Annotated in this window: 23 protein-coding genes; 15 read left to right on the forward strand and 8 right to left on the reverse strand. The window is 65.1% G+C overall.

The window, feature by feature from the left end; translation table 11 throughout:
• Window positions 1-126 precede the first annotated feature (126 nt).
• A complete protein-coding gene (locus ABD002_RS18730; protein WP_343793972.1) occupies window positions 127-2,286 on the forward strand; it encodes a DUF7452 domain-containing protein in 2,160 nt (719 codons plus the stop codon).
• A 75-nt stretch (window positions 2,287-2,361) separates the two neighbouring features.
• On the opposite strand, the gene ABD002_RS18735 is transcribed toward ABD002_RS18730, so the two are convergent.
• On the reverse strand, window positions 2,362-3,693 hold the full coding sequence (locus ABD002_RS18735; protein WP_343793974.1) for a hypothetical protein: 1,332 nt from the start codon (window positions 3,691-3,693) through the stop codon (window positions 2,362-2,364).
• Between the two features lie 263 nt (window positions 3,694-3,956).
• On the opposite strand from ABD002_RS18735, the gene ABD002_RS18740 reads away from it, so the two are divergent.
• Genes ABD002_RS18740 through ABD002_RS18750 form a run of 3 tightly spaced genes read left to right on the forward strand, consistent with a single transcriptional unit; the run spans window position 3,957 to window position 6,730 of the window.
• Window positions 3,957-4,865, forward strand: coding sequence for a cation diffusion facilitator family transporter (locus tag ABD002_RS18740; protein ID WP_343793976.1), 909 nt, complete (start codon window positions 3,957-3,959; stop codon window positions 4,863-4,865).
• A gap of 7 nt (window positions 4,866-4,872) precedes the next feature.
• Window positions 4,873-5,952 carry a sensor histidine kinase gene (locus ABD002_RS18745; RefSeq protein ID WP_343793978.1) on the forward strand — a complete coding sequence of 360 codons (1,080 nt, stop codon included), beginning with the start codon at window positions 4,873-4,875 and terminating at the stop codon, window positions 5,950-5,952.
• Window positions 5,945-6,730 (forward strand): LytR/AlgR family response regulator transcription factor, encoded by a 786-nt coding sequence (locus ABD002_RS18750; RefSeq protein ID WP_343793980.1) that lies wholly within the window; start codon window positions 5,945-5,947, stop codon window positions 6,728-6,730. The genes ABD002_RS18745 and ABD002_RS18750 overlap by 8 nt, the downstream gene beginning before the upstream one ends.
• A gap of 407 nt (window positions 6,731-7,137) precedes the next feature.
• On the opposite strand, the gene ABD002_RS18755 is transcribed toward ABD002_RS18750, so the two are convergent.
• The 3 genes from ABD002_RS18755 to ABD002_RS18765 all read right to left on the reverse strand — a co-directional run bounded on the left by ABD002_RS18755 (window position 7,138) and on the right by ABD002_RS18765 (window position 10,261).
• Window positions 7,138-8,556, reverse strand: coding sequence for an amidohydrolase family protein (locus tag ABD002_RS18755; RefSeq protein WP_343793982.1), 1,419 nt, complete (start codon window positions 8,554-8,556; stop codon window positions 7,138-7,140).
• Between the two features lie 294 nt (window positions 8,557-8,850).
• The gene (locus ABD002_RS18760; protein ID WP_343793984.1) at window positions 8,851-9,450 is read right to left on the reverse strand and encodes a YdeI/OmpD-associated family protein; all 600 of its coding nucleotides are present in this window, start codon (window positions 9,448-9,450) and stop codon (window positions 8,851-8,853) included.
• A 34-nt stretch (window positions 9,451-9,484) separates the two neighbouring features.
• Window positions 9,485-10,261: an MBL fold metallo-hydrolase gene (locus tag ABD002_RS18765; RefSeq protein WP_343793986.1), complete on the reverse strand. Its 777-nt coding sequence runs from the start codon at window positions 10,259-10,261 to the stop codon at window positions 9,485-9,487.
• A gap of 139 nt (window positions 10,262-10,400) precedes the next feature.
• Here ABD002_RS18765 and ABD002_RS18770 point away from each other — a divergent pair, with 139 nt between their 5' ends.
• Both ABD002_RS18770 and ABD002_RS18775 read left to right on the forward strand, forming a co-directional pair.
• The gene (locus tag ABD002_RS18770; protein ID WP_343793988.1) at window positions 10,401-12,368 is read left to right on the forward strand and encodes a pyrroloquinoline quinone-dependent dehydrogenase; all 1,968 of its coding nucleotides are present in this window, start codon (window positions 10,401-10,403) and stop codon (window positions 12,366-12,368) included.
• On the forward strand, window positions 12,365-12,790 hold the full coding sequence (locus ABD002_RS18775; protein ID WP_343793990.1) for an LIC_13387 family protein: 426 nt from the start codon (window positions 12,365-12,367) through the stop codon (window positions 12,788-12,790). The genes ABD002_RS18770 and ABD002_RS18775 overlap by 4 nt, the downstream gene beginning before the upstream one ends.
• 23 nt (window positions 12,791-12,813) lie before the next feature.
• Here ABD002_RS18775 and ABD002_RS18780 read toward each other — a convergent pair whose 3' ends face one another.
• Window positions 12,814-13,287 (reverse strand): Slp family lipoprotein, encoded by a 474-nt coding sequence (locus ABD002_RS18780; protein WP_343793992.1) that lies wholly within the window; start codon window positions 13,285-13,287, stop codon window positions 12,814-12,816.
• A gap of 34 nt (window positions 13,288-13,321) precedes the next feature.
• Between ABD002_RS18780 and ABD002_RS18785 the strand changes: the two genes are divergently transcribed.
• Window positions 13,322-13,771 carry a GNAT family N-acetyltransferase gene (locus ABD002_RS18785; RefSeq protein ID WP_343793994.1) on the forward strand — a complete coding sequence of 150 codons (450 nt, stop codon included), beginning with the start codon at window positions 13,322-13,324 and terminating at the stop codon, window positions 13,769-13,771.
• Here ABD002_RS18785 and ABD002_RS18790 read toward each other — a convergent pair.
• Window positions 13,744-16,422, reverse strand: coding sequence for a protein kinase domain-containing protein (locus ABD002_RS18790; protein ID WP_343793996.1), 2,679 nt, complete (start codon window positions 16,420-16,422; stop codon window positions 13,744-13,746). The genes ABD002_RS18785 and ABD002_RS18790 overlap by 28 nt on opposite strands.
• A gap of 5 nt (window positions 16,423-16,427) precedes the next feature.
• Window positions 16,428-17,012: an ECF-type sigma factor gene (locus tag ABD002_RS18795; protein WP_343793998.1), complete on the reverse strand. Its 585-nt coding sequence runs from the start codon at window positions 17,010-17,012 to the stop codon at window positions 16,428-16,430.
• 124 nt (window positions 17,013-17,136) lie between these two features.
• Here ABD002_RS18795 and ABD002_RS18800 point away from each other — a divergent pair, with 124 nt between their 5' ends.
• Window positions 17,137-19,242: a DUF7452 domain-containing protein gene (locus ABD002_RS18800; RefSeq protein WP_343794000.1), complete on the forward strand. Its 2,106-nt coding sequence runs from the start codon at window positions 17,137-17,139 to the stop codon at window positions 19,240-19,242.
• A gap of 12 nt (window positions 19,243-19,254) precedes the next feature.
• Here ABD002_RS18800 and ABD002_RS18805 read toward each other — a convergent pair whose 3' ends face one another.
• Window positions 19,255-20,442: a cation:proton antiporter gene (locus ABD002_RS18805; RefSeq protein ID WP_343794002.1), complete on the reverse strand. Its 1,188-nt coding sequence runs from the start codon at window positions 20,440-20,442 to the stop codon at window positions 19,255-19,257.
• A 354-nt stretch (window positions 20,443-20,796) separates the two neighbouring features.
• On the opposite strand from ABD002_RS18805, the gene ABD002_RS18810 reads away from it, so the two are divergent.
• The 7 genes from ABD002_RS18810 to ABD002_RS18840 all read left to right on the forward strand — a co-directional run bounded on the left by ABD002_RS18810 (window position 20,797) and on the right by ABD002_RS18840 (window position 25,988).
• Window positions 20,797-22,272, forward strand: coding sequence for a WS/DGAT/MGAT family O-acyltransferase (locus tag ABD002_RS18810; protein WP_343794004.1), 1,476 nt, complete (start codon window positions 20,797-20,799; stop codon window positions 22,270-22,272).
• 168 nt (window positions 22,273-22,440) lie between these two features.
• Window positions 22,441-22,839 carry a hypothetical protein gene (locus tag ABD002_RS18815; protein ID WP_343794006.1) on the forward strand — a complete coding sequence of 133 codons (399 nt, stop codon included), beginning with the start codon at window positions 22,441-22,443 and terminating at the stop codon, window positions 22,837-22,839.
• A gap of 95 nt (window positions 22,840-22,934) precedes the next feature.
• Entirely contained in the window at window positions 22,935-23,321 is a 387-nt protein-coding gene (locus ABD002_RS18820) for a VOC family protein (RefSeq protein ID WP_343794008.1), read from the forward strand.
• Between the two features lie 108 nt (window positions 23,322-23,429).
• Window positions 23,430-23,900 (forward strand): group II truncated hemoglobin, encoded by a 471-nt coding sequence (locus tag ABD002_RS18825; protein WP_343794010.1) that lies wholly within the window; start codon window positions 23,430-23,432, stop codon window positions 23,898-23,900.
• 163 nt (window positions 23,901-24,063) lie between these two features.
• Window positions 24,064-24,819, forward strand: a complete 756-nt coding sequence (locus tag ABD002_RS18830) for a DUF4386 domain-containing protein (protein ID WP_343794013.1) — start codon at window positions 24,064-24,066, stop codon at window positions 24,817-24,819.
• 248 nt (window positions 24,820-25,067) lie between these two features.
• Window positions 25,068-25,334, forward strand: coding sequence for a hypothetical protein (locus ABD002_RS18835; protein WP_343794014.1), 267 nt, complete (start codon window positions 25,068-25,070; stop codon window positions 25,332-25,334).
• Between the two features lie 45 nt (window positions 25,335-25,379).
• A complete protein-coding gene (locus ABD002_RS18840) occupies window positions 25,380-25,988 on the forward strand; it encodes a GyrI-like domain-containing protein (RefSeq protein WP_343794016.1) in 609 nt (202 codons plus the stop codon).
• Window positions 25,989-26,077: the final 89 nt, after the last annotated feature.

Consider the following 26,077-nt stretch of genomic DNA (forward strand, 5'->3'; position numbering starts at 1 on the left):
TCCTGTTAGTTGCAACGCAAAAACTGCGTGATCGCCGCCCAGCCGGCGCTTACGGTGTGCGGAGGCCGGCGAGTCCCGGCCGAGCGCACGTCGGAGGGAATGCACATGCGAATTGGGAGAAACGCCATGTCGACCGCATCGTTCGTCCGGATGGCCCTGCTGGCGACCGTGTTCGCTGCACCGCTTGCGTACGCAAATACCCTGATTTTCCCGAACCCCGGCACCAGCAGTTCCTGCCACAGCAGCCTGCAAGGCTGCATCGATGCTGCGGCTTCCGGCGATACGGTGCAGATCGTCGCCCAACTGGTCCCGATCTACAGCACGCAGATCTTCATCAACGAATCGCTGACGATCACCAAATCGTTGACGCTGACTGCCGAACACGACGGTGCTGTAGTCGATGCGGTTCTCACGCCGGGCAATACCATCACGGTCACTTCCCCTGTCACGGGTGCGATGAACGTCACGCTGGATCACCTGACGGTGCAGCGTGGCTACATCCGCGTGAATCATCGTTCCGACACGGCGAGCACGTACGTCGTGACTCATTCGCGCGTCATCGAGAGCACCGGGAACGGCGGAGGTTGCGGCGGCATGATTGCGTTCGGCAACTATGCGGCCAATGCGGGCGCAGTTGCAGCGCCGACCTTCATCGCGACCGACAACGTGGCGAAAATAACGTCCGCCCCCATTGGCACCAGTCTGCCGGATGGCATATGCGCCTACGGGCCAGTTACAGGCAGCCCGTGGACAGTCACGTTCCAACGCAACCACATATGGGCGGCGAACCAGTCACTCAGGGCTGCCGTGTCCGAAGGGGGGACTTCGAGCGGTACGGTTTCCATCGTGCAGAACCAGATTTTCGGCAGCGACCTTTTTGGAATCGCTGTCTCGCAGAATTCCGGCAGCGCCAGCAACACCCTGTACGTTGACAACAATTCAGTGAGCGGCATCCAGTCTCCAACGAGTTCAACCGCTGCTGCGCTGGAGCTGGGGCTGACCAACACTCAGGTATACGTGCGCAACAACACCGTAGCCTGGAATTCGCATGGCTTGTTCGTGTCGGGTAGCGGCATCAGCGGCCGTGTCGCAAACAATATCGTTGCGTTCAGCCAGCAGAGCGGTTTGTATGTCGATCCGTCGATCAGCAATGACTACAACCTCGTCTACGCCAATGGCAGCAACTCAGGCGGACTGGGGGTGCATACGATCACCAGCGATCCGATGCTGATCGGCACGCACAATCTGCGCCTGAGATCCGGATCTCCCGCGATCGACAACGGCAACAACGCCGATGCGCCCGGTTTGGCGCCATTCGGAACGGACGCGGACGATGAGGCGCGGTTCGTCGGCACCGTCGACATCGGCGCCTATGAGTACAGCGGCGATGCCATCGGTACCGCGAATTTCGATCAGCCTGGCAGGCATGTATCAGGAACCGGCAACACCGTCAGCGACTACACCGTGCTGGACGATTACGTATTTCCCGCCGGTGACAACAATGCGATCGTGCTCGCCACGCCGCAGCATTCGTCGGCGGCGCCTGCCGATCAAGCGGACAACCTGGGCGTGTTCGAACTCGTAGGAACACCTCTGCACTACGCGGTGTTCAACGAGAACCTGGACTTGATGTCACTGGGGCGTGGTTTCAGCGTGCTGGTGCCCGGGCTGGCGCGGCCGCAGTTCCAGCAGCTGACCTCCGCATCGAATACGAGCGGCGACACCACGAGGATGAACAACCCGCAGCTCGGCGTCGGTTCCATGCCGTTCGTGTTGCACAACTGGAACCCGGGCGGAAGCGGCGGCACCTATCACGATCATTCCGTGGGCGTGGACTACAGCGGCGGCACTTGGGCCATTCGCAATCAGGACGCGGCCACGATGCCCGCCGGCGTCAGCTTCAACGTGGTGCTGGCCACGCCCGGGTCGAACAATGCGTTCGTCGCCTACACGGCCGACACGAGCGGATTTCCGAGTCAGCCGAGCTTGGTCCTGACCCATCCGCTGCTCGACAACAATCCCTGCGCGGCGCCGCTGGTCACCAAGAACAACAACAACGGCAGCGTCGGCCACGATCTGGACAACATTCCGCTGAGCGTGGCCTATGCTCCGGGCTACAACGGCGCATCGGGACACTGGAGCATCCTCTCCGAATCCACCGCATCCGGAACCGGCGCCTATTTCCCGAGCCATGCTGCGTTCAACGTGATGGTGGTCGGCTCGCAGGCGAACGCATGCCGCGACGACGTGATCTTCGCCGACGGCTACGACGGCGTGACGCAGTAGGGGGTGCCCGGTCGGGCGTTTCGCATTCGGGCGGGAGAACGCAGATGGGTTCTCCCGCCGATCGGTCATGCGTGATCAGCCGTCCATGCCGTCAACGAAGACGTAGTCCGCCTCGGTTGCGCCGAGATCGCATTGGGCGACGCCGTCGCCGTTGCCGTCCATCGGGCGCGGCAGGCTGCCCTGGTCCACGGTCAGCAGCGTACCGCCGGGCAGCGTGCAATCCTGCGCTGCGTCGATCACGGCGCTGTGCCGCAGCGGGAGCAGGTTCCATGTCCCGCCGACCCGTGCGCCCGGTTTGAAGGCCACGGCGGTATTCGTCAGCGTGAAGCCCGTGCAGCTCGCGTCCGAGGACAGATTGGCGCCTGCCGCGCTCAGCGACGCGATCGAGCAGTTCGCGGTGCTCGTGCTGCCGCCGCCGACCTGCCTGAGATTCGCGGCAAGCAGGGAACTTCGGATCGACGCATTCGGCGCCGTCACGCCGCCGACGCCAGCATTCTGGCCGACCGCTGCGGAGGCGAGGTTCGCTGCAATCGTCGCGAATGCGAGCGACAGGTTGGTACCGGTGGTGCCTTCCACGGCACCGCTGCTCGCGCTGCCGCCGGGACCCGGTGGCCCGGGAAGGGGGCCGAAGCCGCCCGGGCCGCCGCTTCCGCCTGTCGCGGTGTTGTCGAAGACGGTGATGTTGTGGGCATCCATCACGCCTGATGCGAGATAGATGGCGCCGCCGACGCTGGCACCGCCCGGGCCGCCGGGGCCGCCTGGAGTGGGTGGCGCCGGTGGCACGAAGATCGACGGCGTGCCCATGCCCCCCATGCCGCCGGTTGCGGCGTTTCCGGTGAAACTGCTCGAACCGATGGCGAGAGTGCCGGCACTGTAGATCGCGCCGCCATAGGCGCCACCGCCTGCACCGGAAGGAGCGCCCATGCCACCGCTAGCGGTATTGTTTTCGAAGGCGCAGCCGATCAGCGACACGGTGGTGGAGGTTTCCACGCGCAGACCGCCGCCGCCGGCGTCGCCTCCCGCCTGGCCGAGCACGCTGCCATTCGCGATGCGCAGGTTCGCGAGTTCGACCTGGCCGGCCGTCACGTGGAATACACGTGACTGGTGTTCCCCACTGACCATCAGCACGCCGTCTGCCGGACCGATGATCGAAAGCGTCTTGTCGACGACGAGTTCGTTGCCCTTGAGCGCCACCTTCGCCGGAGCGTCGGGCGTTGCGCTCGCAGTGAGCACCGGCGCGAATCGGATTTCGCTGCCCGCCGCGGCGCTCGCGATCGCGGCGCGCAAGGTGCATGTCGCGGGGCAGGCATTCGAACCGTCGTCTGCCAGCGTGTTGACCAGAACCGTCGTTGCCGCGGCAGGGTCGGCAAGCAGGGTCGCACACGCGAACACGAACGTTTTGCGCATGGCGCCTCCAATATCGTTGTGTACTTCACAGCATAAGTGAAATTGGAATTGTTGGCCTTGTATGGCTGCTGGAAGTTCTTCCCGGACCGGCCTCATTGCAGTCGCCGCTCGGTGGCAGCCTCCGAGCAGCGTCCGCCACCGGTCGTGCCCGACCGGATTCGGCGATGCCTTTTCGGCGCGTCGTCGCCTTCCGTGAAGCGCCCGGGAACGCGAAGGCTTGGCCGGTTGCTAGACTGCGCGGCGTCCCATCCGCCGGAATCCGCATGTCAGGGCAGGCCGACTCGCTCCGCACGATCTTCCTCGCGCTCGGCGCGAACTTCGCGATCTTCGTCGCCAAGCTCGGGGCGGCGCTTGCCACGGGTTCCGGCGCGATGCTTGCCGAAGCGGTGCATTCGCTGGCCGACTGCGGCAACCAGGTCCTGCTGTTGTTCGGCCTGCGCAGCGCGCGGGCACCGGCGACCGCGGAACATCCGCTCGGTCACGGCAAGGCCATCTATTTCTGGTCGTTCCTGGTTGCACTGTTGCTGTTCAGTGTGGGCGGCATGTTCTCGATCTACGAGGGGCTGCATAAATTGCGAGAGCCGGAGCCGCTGCGCTGGCCGTGGCTTGCGGTCGGCGTCCTCGCGTTCGGCATCGCGGCGGAAAGTTTCTCGATGTGGGGCGCGCTGCGCGAAATCGGCAAGGTGCGCGCCCGCCGCAGTCTGTGGCGGTGGTTCCGCGACAGCCGCCAGAGCGAACTGATCGTCGTGTTCGGCGAAGATCTCGCTGCCTTGCTCGGTCTGATGCTGGCGCTCGCTGCGGTGCTGTTGACGCTTGCGACCGGCAATCCGTTATTCGACGCGATCGGGACGCTTGCGATCGGCGCGTTGCTGGTGGTGATCGCGGTATTCATCGCGATCGAGGTCAAGGAATTGCTGATAGGGCAGAGTGCCGATCCCGACCTCAAAGCCGCGATCGTCCATTTCCTGGGCCAGCGTGCCGAGATCAGCCGCGTCTTCAACGTGATCACGTTGCAACTGGGACCCGATGTGATGGTCGCGATCAAGGCGGAGATGAACACGACCGGTTCCGCGCTGAGCCTGATCGACGACATCAATGCGGTCGAGAAGGACATGAAGGTGCGTTTCCCCGAGATCCGCTGGTCGTTTTTCGAACCTGACGTCGCGGACTGAGTCGGTGATGGCGTCTTCAGCGATCGCGCGCAATCGTGTCCTGTTCTGGATCATCTATGCGTGCGCATTTCTCGCGCTCGGCGTCTGGCTCGGCATCAACGCGATCATCGGGCGTCGCAACGCCGGGCAGCCGATTGCGGCCTGGGAGCCGCTGACCTGGGAACTCAGCAGCGTCGCGCTCGTCGCTGTTCTGGTCATCGGCGTCTACCGCTTCGAGCGACGCTGCCCGCTGTCCGGCACCGGCTGGCTGCGGCGCCTGCCGCTGCATCTTCCGGCCGCAATCGTGTTCTCCCTCGCACATGTGGCCGGCATGTTCGGTATCCGCAAGTTCGTCTATGCCTGGCACGGGGATCGCTACGAATTCGGCGATCCATCGCTCGCATTCGCCTACGAGTTCCAGAAAGACCTGATTACCTACGCGATCATCGTCGGTACCTGCGTGGCCTGGCGCGCGGTGCTGGCGCGCCGCGAACGCGAGCTTGCGGTGATCCGCCTTGAACGCGATCTCAGCGAAGCGCGACTCGCACAGCTGACTGCGCAGATCGAGCCGCATTTCATGTTCAATACGCTGAACGCGATCTCGAACCGCATGCACGAGGATATCGACGCGGCGGATCGCATGATCGCTGCGTTCGCCGAGCTGCTGCGAGCGGCGCTCAGCGAATCGGGCAGCGCGCACGTGAAGGTCGCCGACGACGTGGTCTGGCTCGAACGCTATTTCGAACTGATGCGCGAACGCTTCCGCGGCAAGCTGGAGACGAGCATCGCGGTCGAGCCGTCCGCGCATGCCGCACGCATTCCGCGCCTGTTGCTGCAACCGTTGGTCGAGAACGCATTCGAGCACGGGCTGAAGAGCGGGCGAGGGCGCGTCGAGGTCGCGATTGGCACACGAGGCGGTCGCCTGCACTGCACGGTCGATGACGACGGTGCTGGTATTGCAGCGGATTTCAACGCGGGTGTCGGCCTTGCGAACGTACGCAGCCGGCTCGAGCTTCTGTACCCGGGCGACCACTGCTTCACGATCGCTCCGCGCGCCGGCGGCGGCACGCATGTCGACATCGAACTTCCGCTGGTGAACGATGGCTGAGATCCGCGTCGCGATCGTCGAGGACGAGCCGCCCGCGCGCGCCAAGCTGCGTCGTCTGCTCGCGGAACACGCAAGCTATCGCATCGTCGCAGAAGCCGAGGATGTCGCCGGTGGCCTCACCGCGCTGCGCAACGACAAGCCGGACCTGTTGTTCCTCGACATCCAGTTGGGTTCCGAAAGCGGCTTCGACCTGCTCGTGCGCGCGTCGCCGCCGTATCCGCTGATCGTGTTCACGACTGCGTTTCACGAACATGCGCTGCGCGCGTTCGAATTCGCCGCGCTCGATTATCTGCTGAAGCCGTTCGACCGCGAACGCTTTGCTCGCACCCTGGCACGCGTCGCCGAGCGTCTGGCCGAACGCCGCGAAGGCGAGGGCGACGCTGCTGATGAGGAGCGTCTGCGCAGACTCGGCCCCGGTCTCGTCCGCGCGCCGCGCCTCAGCCGTATCGTCGTGCACGAACGCGGCCGCTCGCTGATCGTGCCGGTTGAGGAGGTGCAGCGCCTCAGCGCGTCCGGCAACTATGTGGAAGTGCATACGGCGAGCCGCCGCCATCTCGTGCGCGCGACGCTGTCACGCCTCGCACAGCGGCTGGAGCCGTCCGAGTTCCTGCGCGTGCATCGCTCGCATCTGGTTCGCGCGGATTTCATCGCCGGCATTGCGCCGTGGGCGCACGGCGACCTCAAGCTGACCTTGAAGGACGGCGGCGAACTGATGCTGAGCCGGCGCTATCGCGGACTGCTGCCGGACGGCTGGCAGGGTGCGAATCCAGGCCACTGAGATTGACATCCCAATCGCACGGCAACGCGAACTACAGACGGAGTCCCCCCGGCTCTGCCGGGGAGGCGGCAGAAGTTTGACCGCTCCTGCGGTGTCACGGCGGAGCCGTTCGCCCTGAGGTATCGACTGCGCGCGCCGGAGCGCGCGCGAACGGCGCAGCCGGCCCAAGGGCGAGCGTCAGGATGGCGCGAGTCACGGCGAACCCCCGTGGTGTCGCGCCGTTCATGCTTCGATACGCGAAGCGTGCCCCGTGCTGAGCTTGTCGAAGCATCAGCACGAACGGATGAGAGGCGTAACGAACGCGAGCAAAGCAACCCTGCGAGGCGCTTTGGACCATCCGGCTGCAGCTCTTCTCGGCCGCTTTGAGCGGCTCCGCTGCTAAGGTCCCCGGCTTTTCCGGGGGATACTTACCCGCGAGGTTTGTGGGGACCCTTGCGTGCCTGAGCTGCCTTCAACAGCTTCAGCCGATCCACGAAGCGTCCGTCAATCATGACCTCCGAAATGTCGTCCACGGCGGCGACGTCCTTTCGAGGGTCGGACGCGAGGATCACCAGGTCGGCTCGCCGCCCCGGCTCGACGCGGCCTCGGTCGGACAGGGCGTAGACATCGGCGAAATTGCTGGTGGCAGCGGCGAGCGCTTCGCGAGGGCTCAGCCCGATCTGCTGCAGCAGTTTCATCTCGCCGTGCACGCCGCCTCCGGGCATCACGCCGTAGCCGGGTGCGGAGCTGCCCGCCAGAAAAGTGGCGCCGAGTTCGTGAAGATGGGCATCGATTTGCTGTTTCCGGCGGGCGCAGGCTCGTATCGCTTCGCGGCGTTCGGGGTGGCTGTCGAGATAGGGGCGTGCACCCGTCTTGGGATCAACCGGATCGTCCAGGTCCGAAGCGGACACGAAGGCCGCTGAGCGGAGGGTCCAGGGATTGGGTCCGCCCACGTCGTCGGCGGTCGCCTCCATCGACAACATTGGCATCAACGCAGTATGCGAGGCGCTGAGTTCGCTCCCGAACGCCGCCAAGGCGTCGTTTACGCCTTGCGAGCTGCAAATGGCTCGAAATGCGGTGCGTGCATCGGGTCCGATGGGGTTTTCCGCGTACGCAAGAAAATCCTGCGGCCGGCCTACGATCAGGGAATACTTGTCGTTGCGCAGGAAGGCATCCACTCCCGCCCGCACGGCGTACGGATAGCTCGTGTAGGCCAGTTCCGCAGTGACCGCGAGGCCCCGGTGGTGCGCTTGCGCGACGATCGTGTCGAGCTGGTCCGGCCATACGTCGAAGCCCACGGTTATCGCGCGATGCCCGGCGTCGGCCACGGCGTCCACGGCCTTGAGCAAGGCCTCCTTCTCCAAGCGCTGATCCTTGAGGCGATGATCGAGCCACTGGTTGGGCGGCGGAACATTTCCCGAGAGCGAATATCCGCTGATCGCGGCTCCCGTCAAAACCGAAGGCCCGTCGTGCAGAGCCACGATGTGCGTCTCGCCATCGACGCTGCCGCCGGGTGGTGTCGCCGTCACGTAGACGGTCGTCACGCCCTCGTAGAGATAGGCGTCCGCAAAATTCTGGCCGCGCATTGCGCCGAATCCGTCGATCAGTCCCGGCACGACGTAGCGGCCGCGCGCGGAGATCACGTGCGCATGCGGCGGCAACGCCACCTGGGTGCGATCGCCCACGGCCACGACACGATCGCCGTCGATCAGGACCACGGCGTTCTCGATATCGGAACTCTCTTTTCCGTGGTGCGATACGTCGATCAGCGTCGCATCCACGATCGCCGTGAAATGGCCGGTCGCGGTTGCCATCGCGGCAGAAAGAGCGATCACGGTACCCAGCATGGCACATGGCCCTCGTTGTTTCGGGAGCAGCCTTCTTGTCGGTTGCCCGGATTGGAAGCGGTCGAGTATCCGCAACGGGCGCTGCGCTGGATACGCCCAGAGTCATTCGAGCAGCTTCGGTCGCGACGAGGCGTTGTGCGCGTGCGACGGTCGGAGCCGGTCAGTGGATGCGGCGACTCAGCCCCGGTCTCGTCCGCACGCCGCGCCTCAGCCGTATCGTTGTGCACGAACGCGGCCGCTCGCTGAGCGTGCCGATCACTGAGGTGCAGCGCCTCACGCTGTCCAGAACGCGGTTCAAGGATGGAACTTCTCGTGACGCGCCAGCATCTGCACGAGCTGCGCGATGCGCCGCGCACGCGTCTCGGGTTTCACAGCGGTCTGGACCCGGAACAAAACCGAGTACCTGTTCGTCTTGTCGAGCGTCGCGAAGAAGTCGCGCGCGCGCGGGTTCGCGTCGAGTGCCGCGGCAAGGTCGTCGGGCACGACCGAACGGCGGGCGCCGTCATAGGCCGCATCCCAGCGGCCATCGTGCCTGGCGCGTTCGATCTCGGCCAGGCCGGCGGCGGCCATCTTGCCGGCGTCGACCAAGGCGAGCGCCTTGTCCTTGTTGATCTTCGACCAAATGCTCTTCGCCGATCGGCGCGTGAAGCGCTGCAACCAGAACTGCTCGTCGAGCGCCTTTTTCTGGCCGTCGATCCATCCATGACAGAGCGCGATCTCGATCGCTTCGTCGTAGGAGACCGACATGGCCCCCGCGCCCTTTTTCGCGAATTTCAGCCATAAACCAGGCGAAGAGGCATGGTTCTTTTTCAGCCACGCAGCCCAATCGCGCTGGCGTTCGAAGTATCCGATCTGCAGCGGCTGCTCGCTGGTAGTGACGGGCTTCGTCGCCATCGCGCGGTCCTCGGGGATTGTAAGCAGGCGGATGTTACGCGAGGCTGGCGATAGGCGTGGCGGCGCCGGGCTGCAGCCAGCGCAGGCGCGCATCGAGTCCGCTTGCGCGGAATGCGTCGTCGATTTCACGCCTCGATTCCGAGAAGTGTGCCCACCCCTCGTAGTGCAGCGGCACGACGATGGCCGTCGGGAAAGCGCGTGTGAATTCGACGCCTTCCGTCGCGGTGAAGGTCAGATGCGAAGGACCGGCGACGGCGACGTGTGCAGCGCCCATGTTCAGCACCGCGACCGTGACCGGAAAGCGCCGCGCGACCTCGGCAACGCCGTCATACCAGACAGTGTCTCCGGATACGTAGATCGTTTCGCTGGACGGATCTTCGAGGCGTTGCAGGACGAAGCCGATCACCGGGCCGCGATCGCCATCGACCGGGCCGTGCCGCGCCGGCGTCGCGGTGATGCGCAGCGTGCCGCCGTCGGGCAGCGCAAGTTCATGCGTCTGCCAGGGGACAAGGCCGCGGGTAGGTGCGCCGAGTCGTTCTGCGCCCGCCTGCGTCGTGAGCACGGTCGCGACGTCGGACAGCATCGCGCGACCGGACGTATCGAGGTTGTCGAAGTGATGGTCGTGGCTCAGCAACACCACGTCGACGTGGCCGACGCTCGCGCGCGTGATCGCCGGGTCCTGCGTCTTGAACAGCGAATATGCGGCTGCTTGGTATTCGCCGCCGGGAGGGTCGAACGTGGGATCGGTCAGAATGCGCAGGCCGGCGATTTCGATCAGGGCGGTCGGGCCGCCGATGTAGGTCATCTTCATGGAGTTCCAATTCCCGGGTGGACACGCGAACAGCGGCGATCGATGCGGTCCCGCCTGCGTCATCGGCCGTCCCCTTCGTCACGCGGAAGTTGTCGGGGCCGGTCGGGCGGAATTCAATAGCGCCGAAAAGGAGAATCCCATGCGCCTGATGTTGTCGACCTTGCTGGTCTGGATGCCGCTGCTGCACGCCGCCCCATTCGAATGGACCGCCTACGGTGGCGACGGTCGCGGTCTGCGCCACGCGCCACTGTCGCAGATCACGCCGCGGAACGTCGGCAATCTGGAACTCGCCTGGAGTTTCCGCACCGGCGAGCTGGGGCAGGGCTTCGACCGCGCGAAGGAGGCGCTGACGTTCGAGGCGACGCCGCTGCTGACTGGCGACACGCTGTACTTCAATACCGCGACCGGCAAGGTGTTCGCGCTCGACGCCGCGAAGGGCATCCAGCGCTGGCAGTTCGACGCGCAGGTCGACAGGAAGCGTGACTATTCCGAGATGGCCACGCGTGGCGTCAGCTATTGGCGCGATGCCCAGACCACCGCGGGTACGGCCTGTGCGGAGCGCATCCTGTTCGCAACGATCGATGCACGCCTGTTCGCGATCGACGCGAAGACCGGCAAGCGCTGCGCGGACTTCGGGACGAATGGCGAAGTCGTCTTGTCGAAGAACGTGCGCCTGATCGAGCGCCAGCTCGGCAACTACCAGGTCACCTCGCCGCCGGCGATCGCCGGTGATGTCGCGGTGGTCGGTTCGGCGATCGGCGACAACCGCGGCACCGATCTCGAGCTCGGTGTCGTGCGCGCATTCGATGTGCGCAGCGGCAAGGAACTCTGGCATTGGGATCCGATTCCGCGCACGGCGAAGGTGCCGAAGGACGCCGCCGATCCCGACTTTGGCGAGATCGAGGACCAGCAGGCGCACTGGACCGGCGCCGCGAATGCGTGGGCACCGTTCGCGGTCGACGCGGAGCGTGGCCTCGTGTTCATCCCGACCGGCTCGGCGAGTCCGGACTTCTTCGGCGGCGAGCGGCCTGGCGACGACCACTGGGCCGATTCGCTGGTCGCGCTGCGTGCGGCGACTGGCGAATTCGTCTGGGGCCGCCAACTGGTGCATCACGATCTTTGGGACTACGACACCGCCTCGCAACCGATGCTGGTCGATCTGGATCAGGGTGGCGCGAAAGTCGCGGCAGTCGTGCAGCTGACCAAGACCGGGCAGGTGTTCGTGTTCAACCGCGAGGACGGCGAACCGCTGTTTCCGATCGAGGAGCGCGCGGTGCCGCAGGACGTCGTCGCCGGCGAGACGCCGTGGCCGACGCAGCCGTTCTCATCATTGCCGCCGCTGGTTTCGCACGCACCGGTGAAGCCAGACGACGCCTGGGGCCTGTCGTTCTGGGACCGCAACGCCTGCCGCGCCAAGATCGCCGCGCTGCACAGCGAAGGCATCTTCACGCCGCCGAGCCTCGCCGGCACGATCCAGCGGCCCGGCTATGCAGGCGGCTCGAATTGGGGCGGCGGCGCCTGGGATCCGCAGCGGCAGCTGCTGATCGCGAACGTGATGGACCTGCCGTTCGTTGTCGCGCTGCTCCCGCGCGACAAGCTGGGCGAGGAGTACGACTCCGGCAACTACAAGGGCTGGGAGTTCGCGCGCATGACCGGCACGCCGTACGCGATGCGCCGCAAGCTGCTCGACTCGCCGCTCGGCATACCGTGCACGCCGCCGCCCTGGGGCAAGCTGGTCGCGGTCGATCTCGCGCACGGCAGGATCGCGTGGTCGAAGGCCCTCGGCACCACGCGCGACAAGGCGCCGTGGCCGTTCTGGTCCATCGAGGGTGCGCCGAACATGGGCGGTCCGTTGACCACGGCCGGCGGCCTGATCTTCATCGGCGCGACCACCGACAACTTCCTGCGCGCGTTCGACACCGCGAGCGGCGCGGAGGTCTGGAAGATGCGCATCCCGGCCGGCGCGCAGGCGACGCCGATGAGCTACGAGATCGGCGGACGCCAGTACGTTGTCGTCGCGGCGGGCGGTCATGCGAAACTGGACACGACGCGCGGCGACTACGTGCTCGCCTTCGCGTTGCCCGCCAGTCACACGGAGACGCCATGAACGCGACCTTGCTCTATCGCATTGCAGCGGTTCTGCTCGTTCTGTTTACGCTGGGACACACGATCGGCTTCCTGCATTTCGTTGCGCCGACGCCGGAAGCGCGTGCGGTGCACGACGCGATGTACGGCGTCACCTTCCTCGCGCAGGGAAGCACTCGCACGTATGGCGCGTTCTACGAAGGCTTCGGCCTGAACGTTTCGGTATATCTGGTGTTTTCCGTGTTCCTGGCCTGGCATCTGGGCCAGCTCGCACGGACGCGGCCCGAAGCGATCGGCTGGCTCGGCTGGGCCTTCTGCACCACGCAGATAGCGGGACTCGTGCTGGCCTGGATCTATTTCTTCATCGTGCCGGTGATCTTTTCCGCGCTCGTGGCCTTGTGCCTCGGGGCCGCTGCGTGGCTGGTCAGGAAACCACTGGCCTGAGGCGGAATCGGCGGCAGCGACGTTCAGTGGATGCCGACGCCCACGCCGAACCCGAAACTGAAATGCGGACCGTCGTCGGGGAAATTGGCCGGCCACAGCCGCAGCGCATCGCGCTGCAGCAGGGGATAGACGACGTCACGGTCGTCGATGCGGATGGCGCGCGTGCCTTCGATATGCCCGTGCACGGTCAGGAACCGCCCGGCCGGGTAGTCGAGCGCCTCGGCATAGCCGGGCAGCACGACGATGAAACGGCCCTCGGTCGGCGCGGACGGCTTCGGGCGCTGCGCGCGATCGAGCGGATACGCGACGACCTGTACCTCGGTCGTATCGACTTGGTTGCGCACGGCGAGAATCTTGCCGCCCCAGACCACGTCGGCGCCGTGGTAGCGTTCCGGTGCGCCGGCGACTTCCGCCGGCGGCGCGGAGGCGGGCGGCGCGTCCTTGAACACCGGGGTGGCGCAGCCGGACAAAGTGGCGAGTGCCGCGGCAAGCAGCACAGCGTTGGGTCGAAACGATGAGGGCAGGCGAAGCATGGGCGAGCACCACGAGCGCACGGATGACGGACTTCTATTCTCCACGGATCGGACGCGGCTGGATATCGATGTGATTCACGGCTTCCTGAGCCGCGAGTCCTACTGGGTGCCGGGTATCCATCGCGAGCTGGTCGAGCGCAGCATCGCGAACTCGATCTGTTTCGGCGTGTACGACGGCACGACGCAGTTGGGTTTCGCGCGCGTGGTGACCGACCGCGTCGGCTTCGCCTATCTGGCGGACGTGTTCGTCGCCGCCGAGGCGCGCGGCCGCGGCATCGGCAAGCGGCTGGTCGCGTTCGTGCTCGACCATCCGGACCTGCAGCGCGTGCGCCGCTTCATGCTGGCGACGCGTGACGCACATGACCTGTATGCACAATACGGTTTCACGCCGCTGGAGCATCCGCCGGGCTTCATGGAGCGCTACGACCCGGATGCGTTGTCGCGTTGAGCCGGCGTCGCGCCGCCTGCCGCTTGCGCCCATGCATGCGCCTGCGCGCTGCGCCAGTGTCCGGCACCGAGCGCCGCATCGAGGCGCGCGGCGGCGGAATCGAGCAGGGTGCGCGCCTCGCTGCCGCGGCCCTGCTGGCGCATCGCCTCGCCGAGCAGTGCGTCGTCGAGCGCAAGTTGCCACGCCGCGGGATCGAGATCGGCCGCGTCGCGAGCCCGCGCCAACTGCGCGTCGGCTGCGGCCGCGGCGGCAGCGTCGCGATATAACGCGAGTTCGGCCCGACTGCGCAGCGTGCGCGCCGACATCGGCGCGTCTGCGCGCTCCTGTGCGACGGCCTGCCCGATCGCGGCTGCGGCGCGGTCGAGGTCGGCGTCGTCGCGAGCGCCGCGCATCCACATCGCGGCGCGCCCGAGCGGCACGTTCAGGTGCGCCTTGCTGCGAGGCGAGAGTACTTTCGCGTAAAGCGCTTCGGTCTGTTTGAACTCGCGTTCGGCATTCTCCCGTAGGCCGAGATCGGCGTAGGCGCCGGCGCGACGCAGGTGCAGTTGCGCGAAACGCAGGCCGGGTGGATCGGCGTGTGCATCGAGGATCGCCTGCGCGTCGTCGAGTACGCGCAGCGCATCGTCGGCACGGCCGAGTTCGAGCAGCACGCTCGCCTGCGAGATTTCCTGCTGGGCCAGACCGATCGATTCGCCGCTGGCCTCGCGCCGCAGGGCGATCGCCTGTGCGTATTCGTGCTCAGCCGCCTGCGTGAGACCGGCGTCGGCCATCGCGCTGGCGAGATTGCCTTGCGCGGTCGAATAATCCGCGCTGCGGCCGCGACCGGCATCCGTCAGGAGATCGAGCGCGCGACGGAACTCGATGATCGCTTCGCGCGGCCGTCCCGCGAAGGCGAGCACGTTCGCATAGTTGTTGTGCAGCGCGGACTGGCGGCTCGGATAGCCCCCGCCGACGTGGTCGATCACGTCGACCGCCTCGCGGCTCAAGGCAAGCGACTGTTCCAGTTCGACCGGATCGCGCGAGCGCATGCCGGCATAGGACAGGCAGCGCCCGAGCGTGACGCGCTGGCTGCCCTGCAGTCGTCGCGCAGCAACGACGCCGCGGTCGAGCCAGCGGCGTGCATCCTCCAGCTTGTCCTGCGCGATCTGCGTCGCGCCGAGTTGGCACATCGCGTCGATCGTGGTCTCGTCCGGTTCCGCCGCCGGCTTGTCGGCGAGGCGCCGGAACGTGCGTTCGGCCTCGGCGTAGTCGCGCCGCTCGAGCTCGAGTTCACCGAGCACGCTCGACATCATCGCAAGCACGTCGCCGCGCATCGATGGTGCCTGTTCCAGTGCGGTAGCGGCGCGCGCGATCATTTCGCGCGGTTGTAGCGGCGCGTCGCCCTTCTTCTCGCTGAGCAGGCGCACGAGGAAATCGCGTGCGGCATCGTTGCGTTCGGCAAGGTACAGGGCGCTGTCGCGTTCGCGCACAGCGACGCGCGCTTGCCAGACGATACCAAGTGCGCCGAGCAGCAAGGCGGCCGTGAACGCGCTGCCGACGCCGACTGCGATCCGGTTGCGGCGCAGGAAACGGCGCGCGCGATAGCCGAATCCTGCGCTGCGTGCGCCGACCGGCCGCGATGCCGCTGCGTTGTCAAGGTCGACGAGCAATGCGTCGACGCTGGCATAGCGTTGCTCCGGTGCCTTCGCCAGCGCCTTCAACGCTATCGCGTCGAGGTCGCGCGAGCGCTCGCGTGCCGGCACACCGCCGGCCTCGTCCGGTAGCGTGCCCGTTGCGGGTGGCATTTCCTCGCAGATGCGCCGCACCAGGTCGGCCAGTGGCAGGTCGTGCGCATCGAGCGGCATGCGTCCGCAAAGCAGCAGGTAGAGCAGGGCGCCGAGCGCGTGCACGTCGGTGCGCGTCGTGATCGGTGCGCCGGTGAGCTGTTCGGGGGCGGCCGCGTTCGGTGTCAGCGCGTGCTGGGTGGTCTCGCCAGCGTGCGCGTCGAGCAGTTTGGCGATGCCGAAATCGAGCAGCTTCGCGTTATCTTGAGCGTCGACCAGCACGTTGGCCGGCTTGAGGTCGCGATGCACGACCAGGTTCGCATGCGCGTAGGCGACTGCTGCCGCGACCTGACGGAACACCGCGAGGCGCGCTTCGAGTGAAGGCGTCCGCTCGCGGCACCAGCGATCGAGCGCGACGCCGTCGACGAATTCGGTGGCGAGGAACGGTCGCCCGTCCGCGTCGACGCCGCCGTCGAGCAGGCGCGCGATGTGCGGATGCTCGAGTCGTGCGAGCAGTTCGCGTTCCTGCGTGAGGCGCTCGCCGAGGCCCGGGCGGTCGGCGCGGATGAACTTGATCGCGACCTGCCGGCGGAATGCGCCGTCCGCGCGCTCGGCCAGCCACACCTCGCCCATCCCGCCGCGCCCGAGCGGGCGCAGCAGGCGCCAGGTGCCGGCGAGCTGGTCCGCAGCCGGCGGCGGGCTCGCCGCCGGTTCGAGGAAGCCCGCCGAATTTTCGATCCCGACCAGCCAACTGGCGAGCCGGCGAGCTGCGTCGGGATCGTGCGCGGCGAGCTCGGCGAGCCTTGCAGTACGTGCATCGGCGTCGAGTTCCAATAACTCGTCGAGCCGCCGTTCCAGCTCCTGCGCCGCGTCCGATTCGCGTTGCACGCCCATCACTCGTTGCCCAGCGCCTGGTAGAGCCAGCCGCGCGCCTTCAGCCAGTCGCGCCGTACGGTGCTTTCCTCGATGCCGAGCAGATCGCCTATCTCGCTATCGCCGAGGCCGGCATAGAAGCGCAGGTAGACCACCTGCGCCAGGCGCGGGCGTTCCGCATCGAGGCGGTCGAGCGCCTCATTGATCTCGAGCAGGCGTTCCATTTCGCGCGCGTCGGGGTCGGCCACTTGGTCGAGCGCGCCGAGCGTATCGTGCGTGCCACCGCCGCCGCGCTTCTGGCGCAGGCGCGTGCGCGCGTAGTCGAGCAGCACTTGGCGCATCGCACGCGCGGCGATGCCGCAGAACTGCCGGCGGTCGGCGAACTCGGGCGGGGCCGCCTTGCTCAACTTCAGGAACGCTTCGTTGACCAGCGCGGTGGTCGACATCGTCTCGCCGGCACGCAGAGCGTACCGCTCGCGGTGCGCGACACGGCGCAGGTCCGCCTGCAACTGCTCGAACGCGCGCGGCAGGCTGTCGGCACGCCCGGCGAGCTCGCGCAGCACGGCGGTGACCTCGGTAAGGACGTCCTGATCGGCGGACAGCATGGTGGCCCCGGCGCAGCCCTGATCCGCGAAGCGTAGCGCAATCCGTGCGCATGCATGCACGGATCAGCCACGGTTCGTCGTACAGATCAGGGTGCGGCGCGTGGGCGCTGCGTAGGAGGCAGTCATGAAACACCCCGTTACCACTCGAGCCCGCCATGCGCGCCCGGCCGGCCTGCTCGTGCTGGCGGTGCTGGCGACCCAGGCGAGCGCGTTGACCTGGCCGAACCTCAGCGGCATCGGGCCGTGTCAGGGTACCCTGCAGGCGTGTATCGATTCGGCGGTCGCCGGCGACACGGTGCAAGTGGGTTACGACCATTTGCTGCTGCCGGACGGCTACACCGCGATTGACGAGGACATCAGCATCGGCAAGTCGCTGACCCTGACCGCGGCCAGCGGCATCGATGCGGTATTCGCGCCCGGCCGCACGATCGTGGTGAACTCGCCCGGCAGTGGCGCCACCTCGGTCACCCTGCGCAATCTCGTGTTGCGTCACGCGCACGTGACGATCAACCATTTCTCCGACAGCGCCAGCAGCTATGCCGTCGACGGCCTGCGCATCATCGAGACCGACACGCCGGGCAATTGCGCGATCCGTTACTACGACTTCGGTAGCGGCGCGCCGCAATTCACCGTCGGCAACAGCGCGATCGAGCTGAACCATTCCGGCGTGTCGGCCTGCGCGTTGTTCGCGCAGGGCAACGGCGGCTCGTGGAGCGGCGCGTTTTCGGGCAATCGCATCCATGCAGCGAATGGCTCCGGCTCAGGCACCAGCCTGGTCCAGGTGCTCGGCAGTTCCGCCGGCACGTTCCGCATCAGCGCGAACCAGATCAGCGGCGGCGGCTATGCCGGCGGCATCGCGGTATCGCAATCGGCCGGCAGCGGCGCGAATGTCTGGTATGTCGACGACAACTACGTCAGCGGCGAGCGCGTGGCGCCGCTGAGCGGCTACGCCGGTATCCTCGTGCAGCCGCGGAACAGCGAGCTGCATGTCGTCAACAACACGGTGCGCGACGGAACGCAGGGCCTGTGGATCATGCCGCCGTCGGCCACGCCGGACAACACCAGCGGCGTGGTCGCGAACAACATCGTCGCGTTCCACAGCGGTTTCGGGCTCGCGATCAACGGCGGTCTCGCCGCGGTGGGCGAGCACAACAATCTCGTGTTCCACAACCTCGGCGGCGACACGACCGGCCCCAGCACGGTCGTCGCCGATCCGCAGTTCATGGGCGCACGCAATGCGCACGTATACGGCAGTTCGCCGGCGCGCGACGGCGGCAACAGCGCAGACGTGCCGGCATTCACGCTCGACGCGGACGGTGAGCGGCGCATTACCGGCCCGTCGGTCGACATCGGCGCGTTCGAATACAGCCTCGACCGCGGCTTCGTCCACGCCTCGCAGCCGGCCGATGCCTGCTGCAACTCGTCGCTGATCCAGTGGCAGGAGTTCGGCGACGGCGTCGGCGGCAACGAAACGATGCTGCTCACGCCGCACCACGGCAACGGTAATCCGGTGCAGCTGGCGCAGAACCTCGGCAGCTGGCTGGTCAGCGATGCAGCGCCGCCGCTGTGGGCGCTGTTCCACGAGAACACCGGCGTCGCGATGCAGTCCGGCCGTGCCTTCAGCGTCTTCGCGCCTACCTATGGCTACACGCATTTTGTGCACACGACGACGCTGGCCAACATCACCGCCAACTACACGCGCCTGCCGACGCTCGACGGTGGCGTCAGTGCACTCGCTTTCGTCACTCACAACTACAACCCCGGTTTCGTCGGCGGCACCTACCATGACCACCGAGTCGGGCTTGAGCGCGTCGGCGGCGACTGGTACATCCGCAACGAGGATCTCGCCGACATGCCGGTTGGCGTCTCGTTCAACGTCGTGGTCGCGCCGGTTTTCGCGAGCGCGAATGCGTGGCAGGTGATCGTGCCGTCGGCGACCGCCGGCGTGGCGCTGTCGCACCCGCTGCTCGACGACAATCCGTGCGCCGCACCGCAGGTGACGCGCGTCGACAATCCGTTCGATCCGGCGGTGGTTCTTGACGACGTGCCGTTCGCATTGCGCTACGCCGCCGGCTACGGTGGCGCCCCCGGGCACTGGTCGATCGTTGCGGAGGGCAGCGGCTCGCCGGCATTCCCGGCCGGCGCCGGCTTCAACGTGATGGTGCCGGGCGCGCAGGCGGGAGCATGCCGCGACAACGATCGCATCTTCGCGGACGGCTTCGACCCGTGAGCCGCGCGGGGATCAGGGCGCGGCGTTCGTGCCTTGGTCGCGCTTCAGCAGCAGTGACAGCACCGGCGGCGTGACGATCGAGGTCAGCAGCGACATCGCGACGATGACCGCGTAGATCTCGTTGCTGAACACGCCGGCGACGAGGCCGAGGCTGGCGATCACCACGCCGACCTCGCCGCGCGGCACCATGCCGACGCCGACGATCAGCGCGCCGCGCTTGCCGAGTGAGAGCGCGCCGAGGAAGCCGCCGAGGAGCTTGGAGACGATTGCGATTACGGTCACGACCAGCAGCATCCACAGCGCCGCGCCGCTCGCAAACACGGAAAGATCGATCTTCGCGCCGGTGATCACGAAGAAGAACGGCGTCAGCAGCGCGAGCAGCGGTTGCATCTGATGTTCGAGTTCCTCGCGCTGATGCATCTCCGACGCGATCATGCCGGCGAGGAACGCGCCGATGATCGCGGCAAGCCCGAATTCGGTGGACAGGTAGGCGAGGCCGAGGCAGATCGCCAGCGCGATCGTCAGCGGCGATAACGGATTGATCGGCCGATCCAGCCAGTGCGCGCGCCGGCGCATCACGCGGGTGCCGACCCAGCCGATGACCGCGACGAAGCCGATCGCCTGCGCGAGCACCAGCAGCAGGCTGCCGATGTTCACGCCACCGCTGGACTGCAGCGAGGTGACCACACCGAGCAGCAGCATCGCGAGGATGTCGTCGATCACCGCCGCGCCGAGGATCACGCGGCTCTCGATGCGCGTCAGTACGCCGAGCTCCTGCAATACGCGCGCGGTGATGCCGGCCGAAGTCGCGACGAACGCGGCTGCCACGAACAGCGACTTGGTCCACTCGAAGCCGCTGCCATGCGCCCACAGCGAGCCAAGCACGAACGGCACGATCACGCCGAGCACACCAACAAGGAACGCACTCTTGCCGACCTTCTTGAGATCGTCGAGCCGCGTTTCCAGGCCAACCGAGAACAGCAGCAACACGACGCCGATCTCGGCGAGCACGTCGAGCGGCATGCCGCCGACGATCTGCTCAGGCTGGATCCAGCCGAGTGCCGACGGGCCGATCGCGCAACCGGCGACGATTTCGCCGACCACGCCAGGCAGTTTCAGGCGTTGCGCGATCTCGGCGCCGATCTGCGCCGCGACGAAGATCGCGAACAGGGTCAACAGGATTTCAGCGCCGTGGTGCATGGAGTGCCTTGTTGGGTTCGACTGGTCATCCTGCAAACTTACGACGAACCACCAGCCGTTCGTGCTGAGGTATCGAAACATGAACGGCGTGCGACGCCGAGAACTGGCGAAGTTCGCCGTGACTCGCGCCATCCTGGCGCTCGCCCTTCGGGACGGGTGAACTCCGCCGTTCGCGTGCGCTCCTGCGCGCGCAGTCGATGCCTCAGGGCGAACGGATCGTTGGGTGCCTGTCCGATCAATCGACAGACCTGCGCTTGTCGACTCGCCCGATTTGCCTTTTTGCTTTTCGCACCCGATGCTACACGAAGCCCATGGCGACACCCACGTCGCCGGCGTCAGCGGGGGAGATCGACGATGTCCGAAGGCGCGCGCCTGAAGCGCGAACCGATGTCCAAAGTCGACACGGCCTGGCTGCGCATGGAGCGGCCGACCAACCGCATGATGATCACTGGCGTGCTGATGTTCGCCGGTCCGCTCGATCCGGCGAAGATCAAGGCGCTGCTCGGCGAGCGCTTCCTCGCGTTCCGTCGTTTCCGCCAGCGCGCGGTGATCGGCGCGAACGGCGCGTACTGGGAACTCGACAACGATTTCGATCTCGACTGGCACGTGCGCGTCGCCGCATTGCCGGGTGCGGCAGACAAGGCCGAACTCGAAGCCTTCGTCAGCAACCTCGCCTCGACCGCGCTCGATTCCTCGCGGCCGCTCTGGCAGTTCCATATCATCGAGGACTACACGTCGCCTGAAGGCAGTGGCGGCGTGCTGGTCGCGCGCATCCATCACTGTTATGCGGATGGCCTCGCGCTGGTGCAGGTGCTGTTGTCGCTGACCGACACCGCGCCGCAGCCCGAGGCGCATGCGGAACTTGCGAAGACCTGGCTCAAGCGCGATCGCGGCTCCGTGCTGGAACGCCTGCTTGAACCGATGCAGGGCAGTTTGCACAAGGTGTTCGCGGTCGGCGAGAAGACCTGGGCCAAGGTCGCGCAGATGATGGCCGATCCCGCGGTTGCTGCCGAATTCGCGTACGAGGGCAGCGAGATCACGCGCGAACTCGCGATCGCCGTCACGCTGTCCGATGATCCGGTCACCGCACTCAAGGGCAAGCTCGGCGTCGCCAAGCGCGTCGCCTGGGCCGAGCCGCTGCCGCTCGACGAAGTGAAGACGCTCGGCAAGGCGCTTGGCTGCACCGTCAACGATGTATTGCTCGCCTGCGCCGCCGGTGCGATCCGCGGCTACCTGCGCGATCTCGGCGAAGACGTCGACGGCCTCACGATCCGCGCGACCGTGCCGGTCAACCTGCGTCCGCTCGAACATGCGAAGAAGCTCGGCAACCATTTCGGACTCGTGTTCCTCGATCTGCCGATCGGCGAACCGAATCCGCTGCGCCGCCTCGAACGAGTCGCCGCCTGCATGCGCGATCTGAAAGGCCGCCGCCAGGCCGTCGTCGCGTTCGGTCTGCTCGCGGCGCTCGGCATGGCCCCGGCCGCGCTGCAGCAACCCGCACTCGAACTCTTCAGCCGCAAGGCGACCGCGGTCGCGACCAACGTGCCCGGTCCGCAGCAGCCTTTGTTCATGGCCGGCGTCGAAGTGCGCGAACTGATGTTCTGGGTCCCGCAGACGGGCTCGATCGGCCTCGGCCTCTCGATCATCAGTTACAACGGCCGCGTCCATTTCGGCGTCGTCGGCGACAGCAAGCGCGTGCGCGACCCGGACGCGATCGTGCAGCGCTTCGCCGGCGAGTTCGAGAAGCTGCTGCTGATTGCGTTGATGGAGGATTGGAGCGAGGAGATCGGGGCGGGGGATGCGGCAGCGACGTTGGGCCGATACGCTTAAGCGAGCCTTCGGGCCACGAAAGGCAGCGAGATTGGGCCGCGGGAATAGACGGCGCGATCGGTAGAAGCTATTGATTCGCTTGAGGGATTTCCCATCGCCAACATCCGAATATCCACGTTAGGCTGCGGGATTAGGCTTCATTTTGAAACCGAATAGTAGTTAGAACCTATGCCAACCCTCCTGACGGAACGCGAATATGCAATCGAGGCACGCATCCACATGGACTGGTTGTGTTGGATTTTTGGATTAACAACATTTTTGCTTTCGATAACCGCGCTGCAGTTCACTACGCCATGGAAAATTGCCCTGCTCGGTTTGGGCGCGGTCATTCCTATGTATGTTCATGCTTTTCGGAGCTTTCCGCCCTCTCTGTATGCACTTAGGCAACTAGCACGGGAAGGTAATGCCGAGGCAAAGAATATCGCTATATTTATCGAAAAGAAATATCACGGCTGGTCAGCCGTTAGGACGTCATCCATTGCGTGGATTTCTTTGGCTCTATATGTATCTGTATTGTTTAGCAAAGTAAAACATTTCTCAACATTCTATGGTTCAAGCTCTAACTAATCGTCCAAGCGGACGCGCTACCGCGCGCCGCTTAACTCAGGCGTTAAGCCGCAGAAGAAACATTTCTCTCACCACCGCCGCGCATCGGAGATCGCATGAAACGAGTCACTGGCATCGGAGGCATCTTCTTCAAGGCCAAAGACGCTCCATCACTGCAGGCTTGGTACAAGCGGCACTTGGGAATCGATGTCCAATCCTGGGGCGGGGCTGCCTTCACTTGGGCCGACGCCGAGGGCAAGCCGGTTGCAGGCACAACGGTCTGGTCCATCGGTTCGCAAGAAGGTGATCACTTTGCTCCGAGCTCTGCTCCCTTCATGGTCAACTACCGAGTGGAAGACCTTCACGCCTTGGTCAAGGTCTTGAATGAAGAAGGCTGCAATGTGCTCGAGAAGATTGACGAATCCGAGTATGGGAAGTTTGCCTGGGTCATTGATCCAGAGGGAAACAAAGTCGAGCTATGGCAGCCGCCTCAAGGTCAATGAGCAGGCTCGTTACTCACGGCCGCGAACTGCGGCCCAACGCTTCGTTCGACCGGACGCAAGGCGCCGGTCAACTCGAACGTTAGACCACATCCCAACGATCAGCTCGCCATGTCAAATCAAAGCGTTCCCACCCTCTACGAATGGCTAGGTGGCATTGATGCGCTTACCCGCCTGACCACACGGTTCTACGAACACGTCAAGATTGACTCGGTGTTAGGGCCTGTCTTCGCGCACATGGGCGCGGATCATCCGAGTCACGTCGCCGCTTTTCTAGCAGAGGTCTTTGGCGGTCCAGACACGTACTCCACGCAGCATGGCGGTCATCCGCACATGATTCGGCAGCATCTCAACCGCCACCTGAGTCAAGATCAAAGGCGACGCTGGGTGGGTCTGCTGCTGGAGACGGCGGACGAGCTTGGCATGCCGGATGATCCCGAGTTTCGCTCTGCGTTGGTCGGTTATTTAGAGTGGGGTTCCCGCTTGGCGGTTATCAATTCGCAGTCGGGTGCTGCGGCGGATCAGCATGCACCCATGCCGAAATGGGGCTGGGGTGAGGTCAAAGGGCCGTACACGGGCTGAGCACGCCTATGTGGTCTAAGCATTCATTCAAGCCGACGCCGCTTCGCGGCTCGGCTTAGATCAGGCGTTGGGCGGCTCGCCGGAATCGCGGCCACCCTCGAGTATCAGAGGGACGGCGGGGTTTGAGTATGGGCAGGTTCCTTCAATCTCTCTTGGAGCCATAATGTCTACTATCGTCCATTCGCCGAAAGTTGCCGGCGACATCCATGCACCGCGTGCGTGGGCGCGGGTTGCTGGCGTGTGCTGGCTGATCGCCATCGCAGGCGGCTTGTTTGCAGAGGCCTTCGTGCGGGCCCGGTTGATCACGCACGATTCCCTGACGACTATCCAGAACATCCTTGCGAACGAAGCGATGTACCGTCTCGGCCTTGCGGCGATGGTCGTAGGCACGGCGACATACCTGGCCCTGACCGCAATAATGTATCGTCTGCTCGCACCTGTTAACCGGACGGTCTCTCTGATTGCGGCGTTCTTCAGCATTGCCGGCTGTGCGATTTGGATGCTGACGCTCGTCTCTGATGCGGCACCGTTAGTGTTCTTCGCCGGCGTGGTTGGGTCGCTTGCACCAGAGGCAGCCCAGATGCAAGCACCGGCGTTCGCGTTGCTCAGGCTGCATCCCGAGTTACTTCTGCTCGGCATGCTGTGTTTCGGTGTGCAATGTCTTCTGATGGGATGTCTGATCGTCCGCGCGACGTTTCTGCCGAAGCTGCTTGGCGTAATCCTCGCCGTCGGCGGCATCGGTTATCTCGCGGCCGGATTCCTTCACATCCTCGCGCCGCCGCTCGCAGAACAGTTCGGGCGCTACGCTTTTGTGCCCGGCGAAGCCGGGGAAGCCCTGATGGGTTTATGGCTGACGCTGGTTGGTGTGAACGCGAGGAAGTGGAAGCTACAGTCCGGCTTGGCAGAGGAGGCCGCGTGATTCTGCGTTTTGCGAGGGCGCGCCACATTCGCGAGACAGTCCAGGGCTGGCCGACCATGAGTCAGCCGCCCAACAACCGGTTGCAGCGGACGGCGCTGCGCGCCGCCGCTGAACCAGTGCGTTAGCCATGAAGAACGCTATCGTTTTCGCGCAGGAGTGTTTTCCGCCAGCCTGGCAATTGCCGTCATGGCTTCGTTGGCGCATGACCATACGTCGGCTCAATAATCTCTCCATTCCCCGGCATCGGCATGTACACTTTTTTCGCGTGGCTCTTCTTCTCTCTTGGCGCATTCGTGCGCAAGAGAACCGCCTCATTGTTTCTGGTCTTTGTCCTGGGCGCCGTTGCTTCGCTTGTACAAGACGGGCTGGCTTTGGCGTTGGTTTCAGGCGCTATGCCGCCCATTCAAAGTATGCTCGGCATCGTCGCATTTCTTATAGTGCAGCTGGCCATCTGCAGTTTCCTCGCTCCGCTCGTTGGCCGTCCAAATGGCTATTCTTCCAGCCGACGGCCCTGACGGGCCGCGGCTAAATTCACGCGTCAGCCATCATCAGGAGCATCCGTGCAGAAGGTTGATCTCAAGAAGGAACTGAAGCATCTCTACCAGCCGTCCGCAAAGGAAGTGGTTCAGGTTGAAGTGCCAACCTTCCAGTTCCTCATGGTCGACGGTGAGGGTGATCCCAACACGTCAGAAGAATATGCCCAAGCAGTGGAAGTTCTCTTCTCCGTCTCCTACACGGCAAAGTTCATGGTGAAAAAGGGGGCGCAAGGAATCGACTATGCTGTCATGCCCCTCGAAGGGCTTTGGTGGGCAGACGACATGTCCGCTTTCGTCGCCAACGACAAGTCCAGGTGGAAATGGACAATGATGATTATGCAGCCACACTTCGTGGCAAATGAAGTTATCGAGGCAGCTATTTCAGAAGTCGAGAGAAAGAAGAGGCTTCCTGCTGTCGGCAAGCTTCGGCTCGAAGCTTTTTCCGAAGGTTTATGCGCGCAAGTGCTTCATATCGGGCCATTTTCTGAAGAAGGACCAACGGTCGAGCGCCTTCATGGTTTTATCGACGCACGGACAGGTCGGGATGGAAATCACCATGAGATCTACCTGAGCGATATACGACGTACCGATCCAACGAAATGGAAAACAATCATCCGTCAACCAATGAAGTGATGGCTAACCTCTCATTCCACCGGACCTGATAGTTCCTACGGTTTAGTGGACACCCTGAACTCACCCTTCAGGAGTGATCACGATGCCAA

Origin of the sequence: Dokdonella soli, from assembly GCF_039523175.1 — a bacterium.
Taxonomy (GTDB): domain Bacteria; phylum Pseudomonadota; class Gammaproteobacteria; order Xanthomonadales; family Rhodanobacteraceae; genus Dokdonella_A; species Dokdonella_A soli.

Excerpts from the sequence above, each read along its gene's own strand:
- ABD002_RS18800 (WP_343794000.1), top strand. The coding sequence starts at position 17,137 with ATGAAACACCCCGTTACCACTCGAGCCCGCCATGCGCGCCCGGCCGGC.
- ABD002_RS18765 (WP_343793986.1), bottom strand. The coding sequence starts at position 10,261 with ATGAAGATGACCTACATCGGCGGCCCGACCGCCCTGATCGAAATCGCC.
- ABD002_RS18735 (WP_343793974.1), bottom strand. The coding sequence starts at position 3,693 with ATGCGCAAAACGTTCGTGTTCGCGTGTGCGACCCTGCTTGCCGACCCT.
- ABD002_RS18815 (WP_343794006.1), top strand. The coding sequence starts at position 22,441 with ATGCCAACCCTCCTGACGGAACGCGAATATGCAATCGAGGCACGCATC.
- ABD002_RS18825 (WP_343794010.1), top strand. The coding sequence starts at position 23,430 with ATGTCAAATCAAAGCGTTCCCACCCTCTACGAATGGCTAGGTGGCATT.
- ABD002_RS18805 (WP_343794002.1), bottom strand. The coding sequence starts at position 20,442 with ATGCACCACGGCGCTGAAATCCTGTTGACCCTGTTCGCGATCTTCGTC.
- ABD002_RS18755 (WP_343793982.1), bottom strand. The coding sequence starts at position 8,556 with ATGCTGGGTACCGTGATCGCTCTTTCTGCCGCGATGGCAACCGCGACC.
- ABD002_RS18830 (WP_343794013.1), top strand. The coding sequence starts at position 24,064 with ATGTCTACTATCGTCCATTCGCCGAAAGTTGCCGGCGACATCCATGCA.
- ABD002_RS18810 (WP_343794004.1), top strand. The coding sequence starts at position 20,797 with ATGTCCGAAGGCGCGCGCCTGAAGCGCGAACCGATGTCCAAAGTCGAC.
- ABD002_RS18820 (WP_343794008.1), top strand. The coding sequence starts at position 22,935 with ATGAAACGAGTCACTGGCATCGGAGGCATCTTCTTCAAGGCCAAAGAC.
- ABD002_RS18730 (WP_343793972.1), top strand. The coding sequence starts at position 127 with ATGTCGACCGCATCGTTCGTCCGGATGGCCCTGCTGGCGACCGTGTTC.
- ABD002_RS18835 (WP_343794014.1), top strand. The coding sequence starts at position 25,068 with ATGTACACTTTTTTCGCGTGGCTCTTCTTCTCTCTTGGCGCATTCGTG.
- ABD002_RS18760 (WP_343793984.1), bottom strand. The coding sequence starts at position 9,450 with ATGGCGACGAAGCCCGTCACTACCAGCGAGCAGCCGCTGCAGATCGGA.
- ABD002_RS18745 (WP_343793978.1), top strand. The coding sequence starts at position 4,873 with ATGGCGTCTTCAGCGATCGCGCGCAATCGTGTCCTGTTCTGGATCATC.
- ABD002_RS18775 (WP_343793990.1), top strand. The coding sequence starts at position 12,365 with ATGAACGCGACCTTGCTCTATCGCATTGCAGCGGTTCTGCTCGTTCTG.
- ABD002_RS18785 (WP_343793994.1), top strand. The coding sequence starts at position 13,322 with ATGGGCGAGCACCACGAGCGCACGGATGACGGACTTCTATTCTCCACG.
- ABD002_RS18740 (WP_343793976.1), top strand. The coding sequence starts at position 3,957 with ATGTCAGGGCAGGCCGACTCGCTCCGCACGATCTTCCTCGCGCTCGGC.
- ABD002_RS18750 (WP_343793980.1), top strand. The coding sequence starts at position 5,945 with ATGGCTGAGATCCGCGTCGCGATCGTCGAGGACGAGCCGCCCGCGCGC.
- ABD002_RS18770 (WP_343793988.1), top strand. The coding sequence starts at position 10,401 with ATGCGCCTGATGTTGTCGACCTTGCTGGTCTGGATGCCGCTGCTGCAC.
- ABD002_RS18795 (WP_343793998.1), bottom strand. The coding sequence starts at position 17,012 with ATGCTGTCCGCCGATCAGGACGTCCTTACCGAGGTCACCGCCGTGCTG.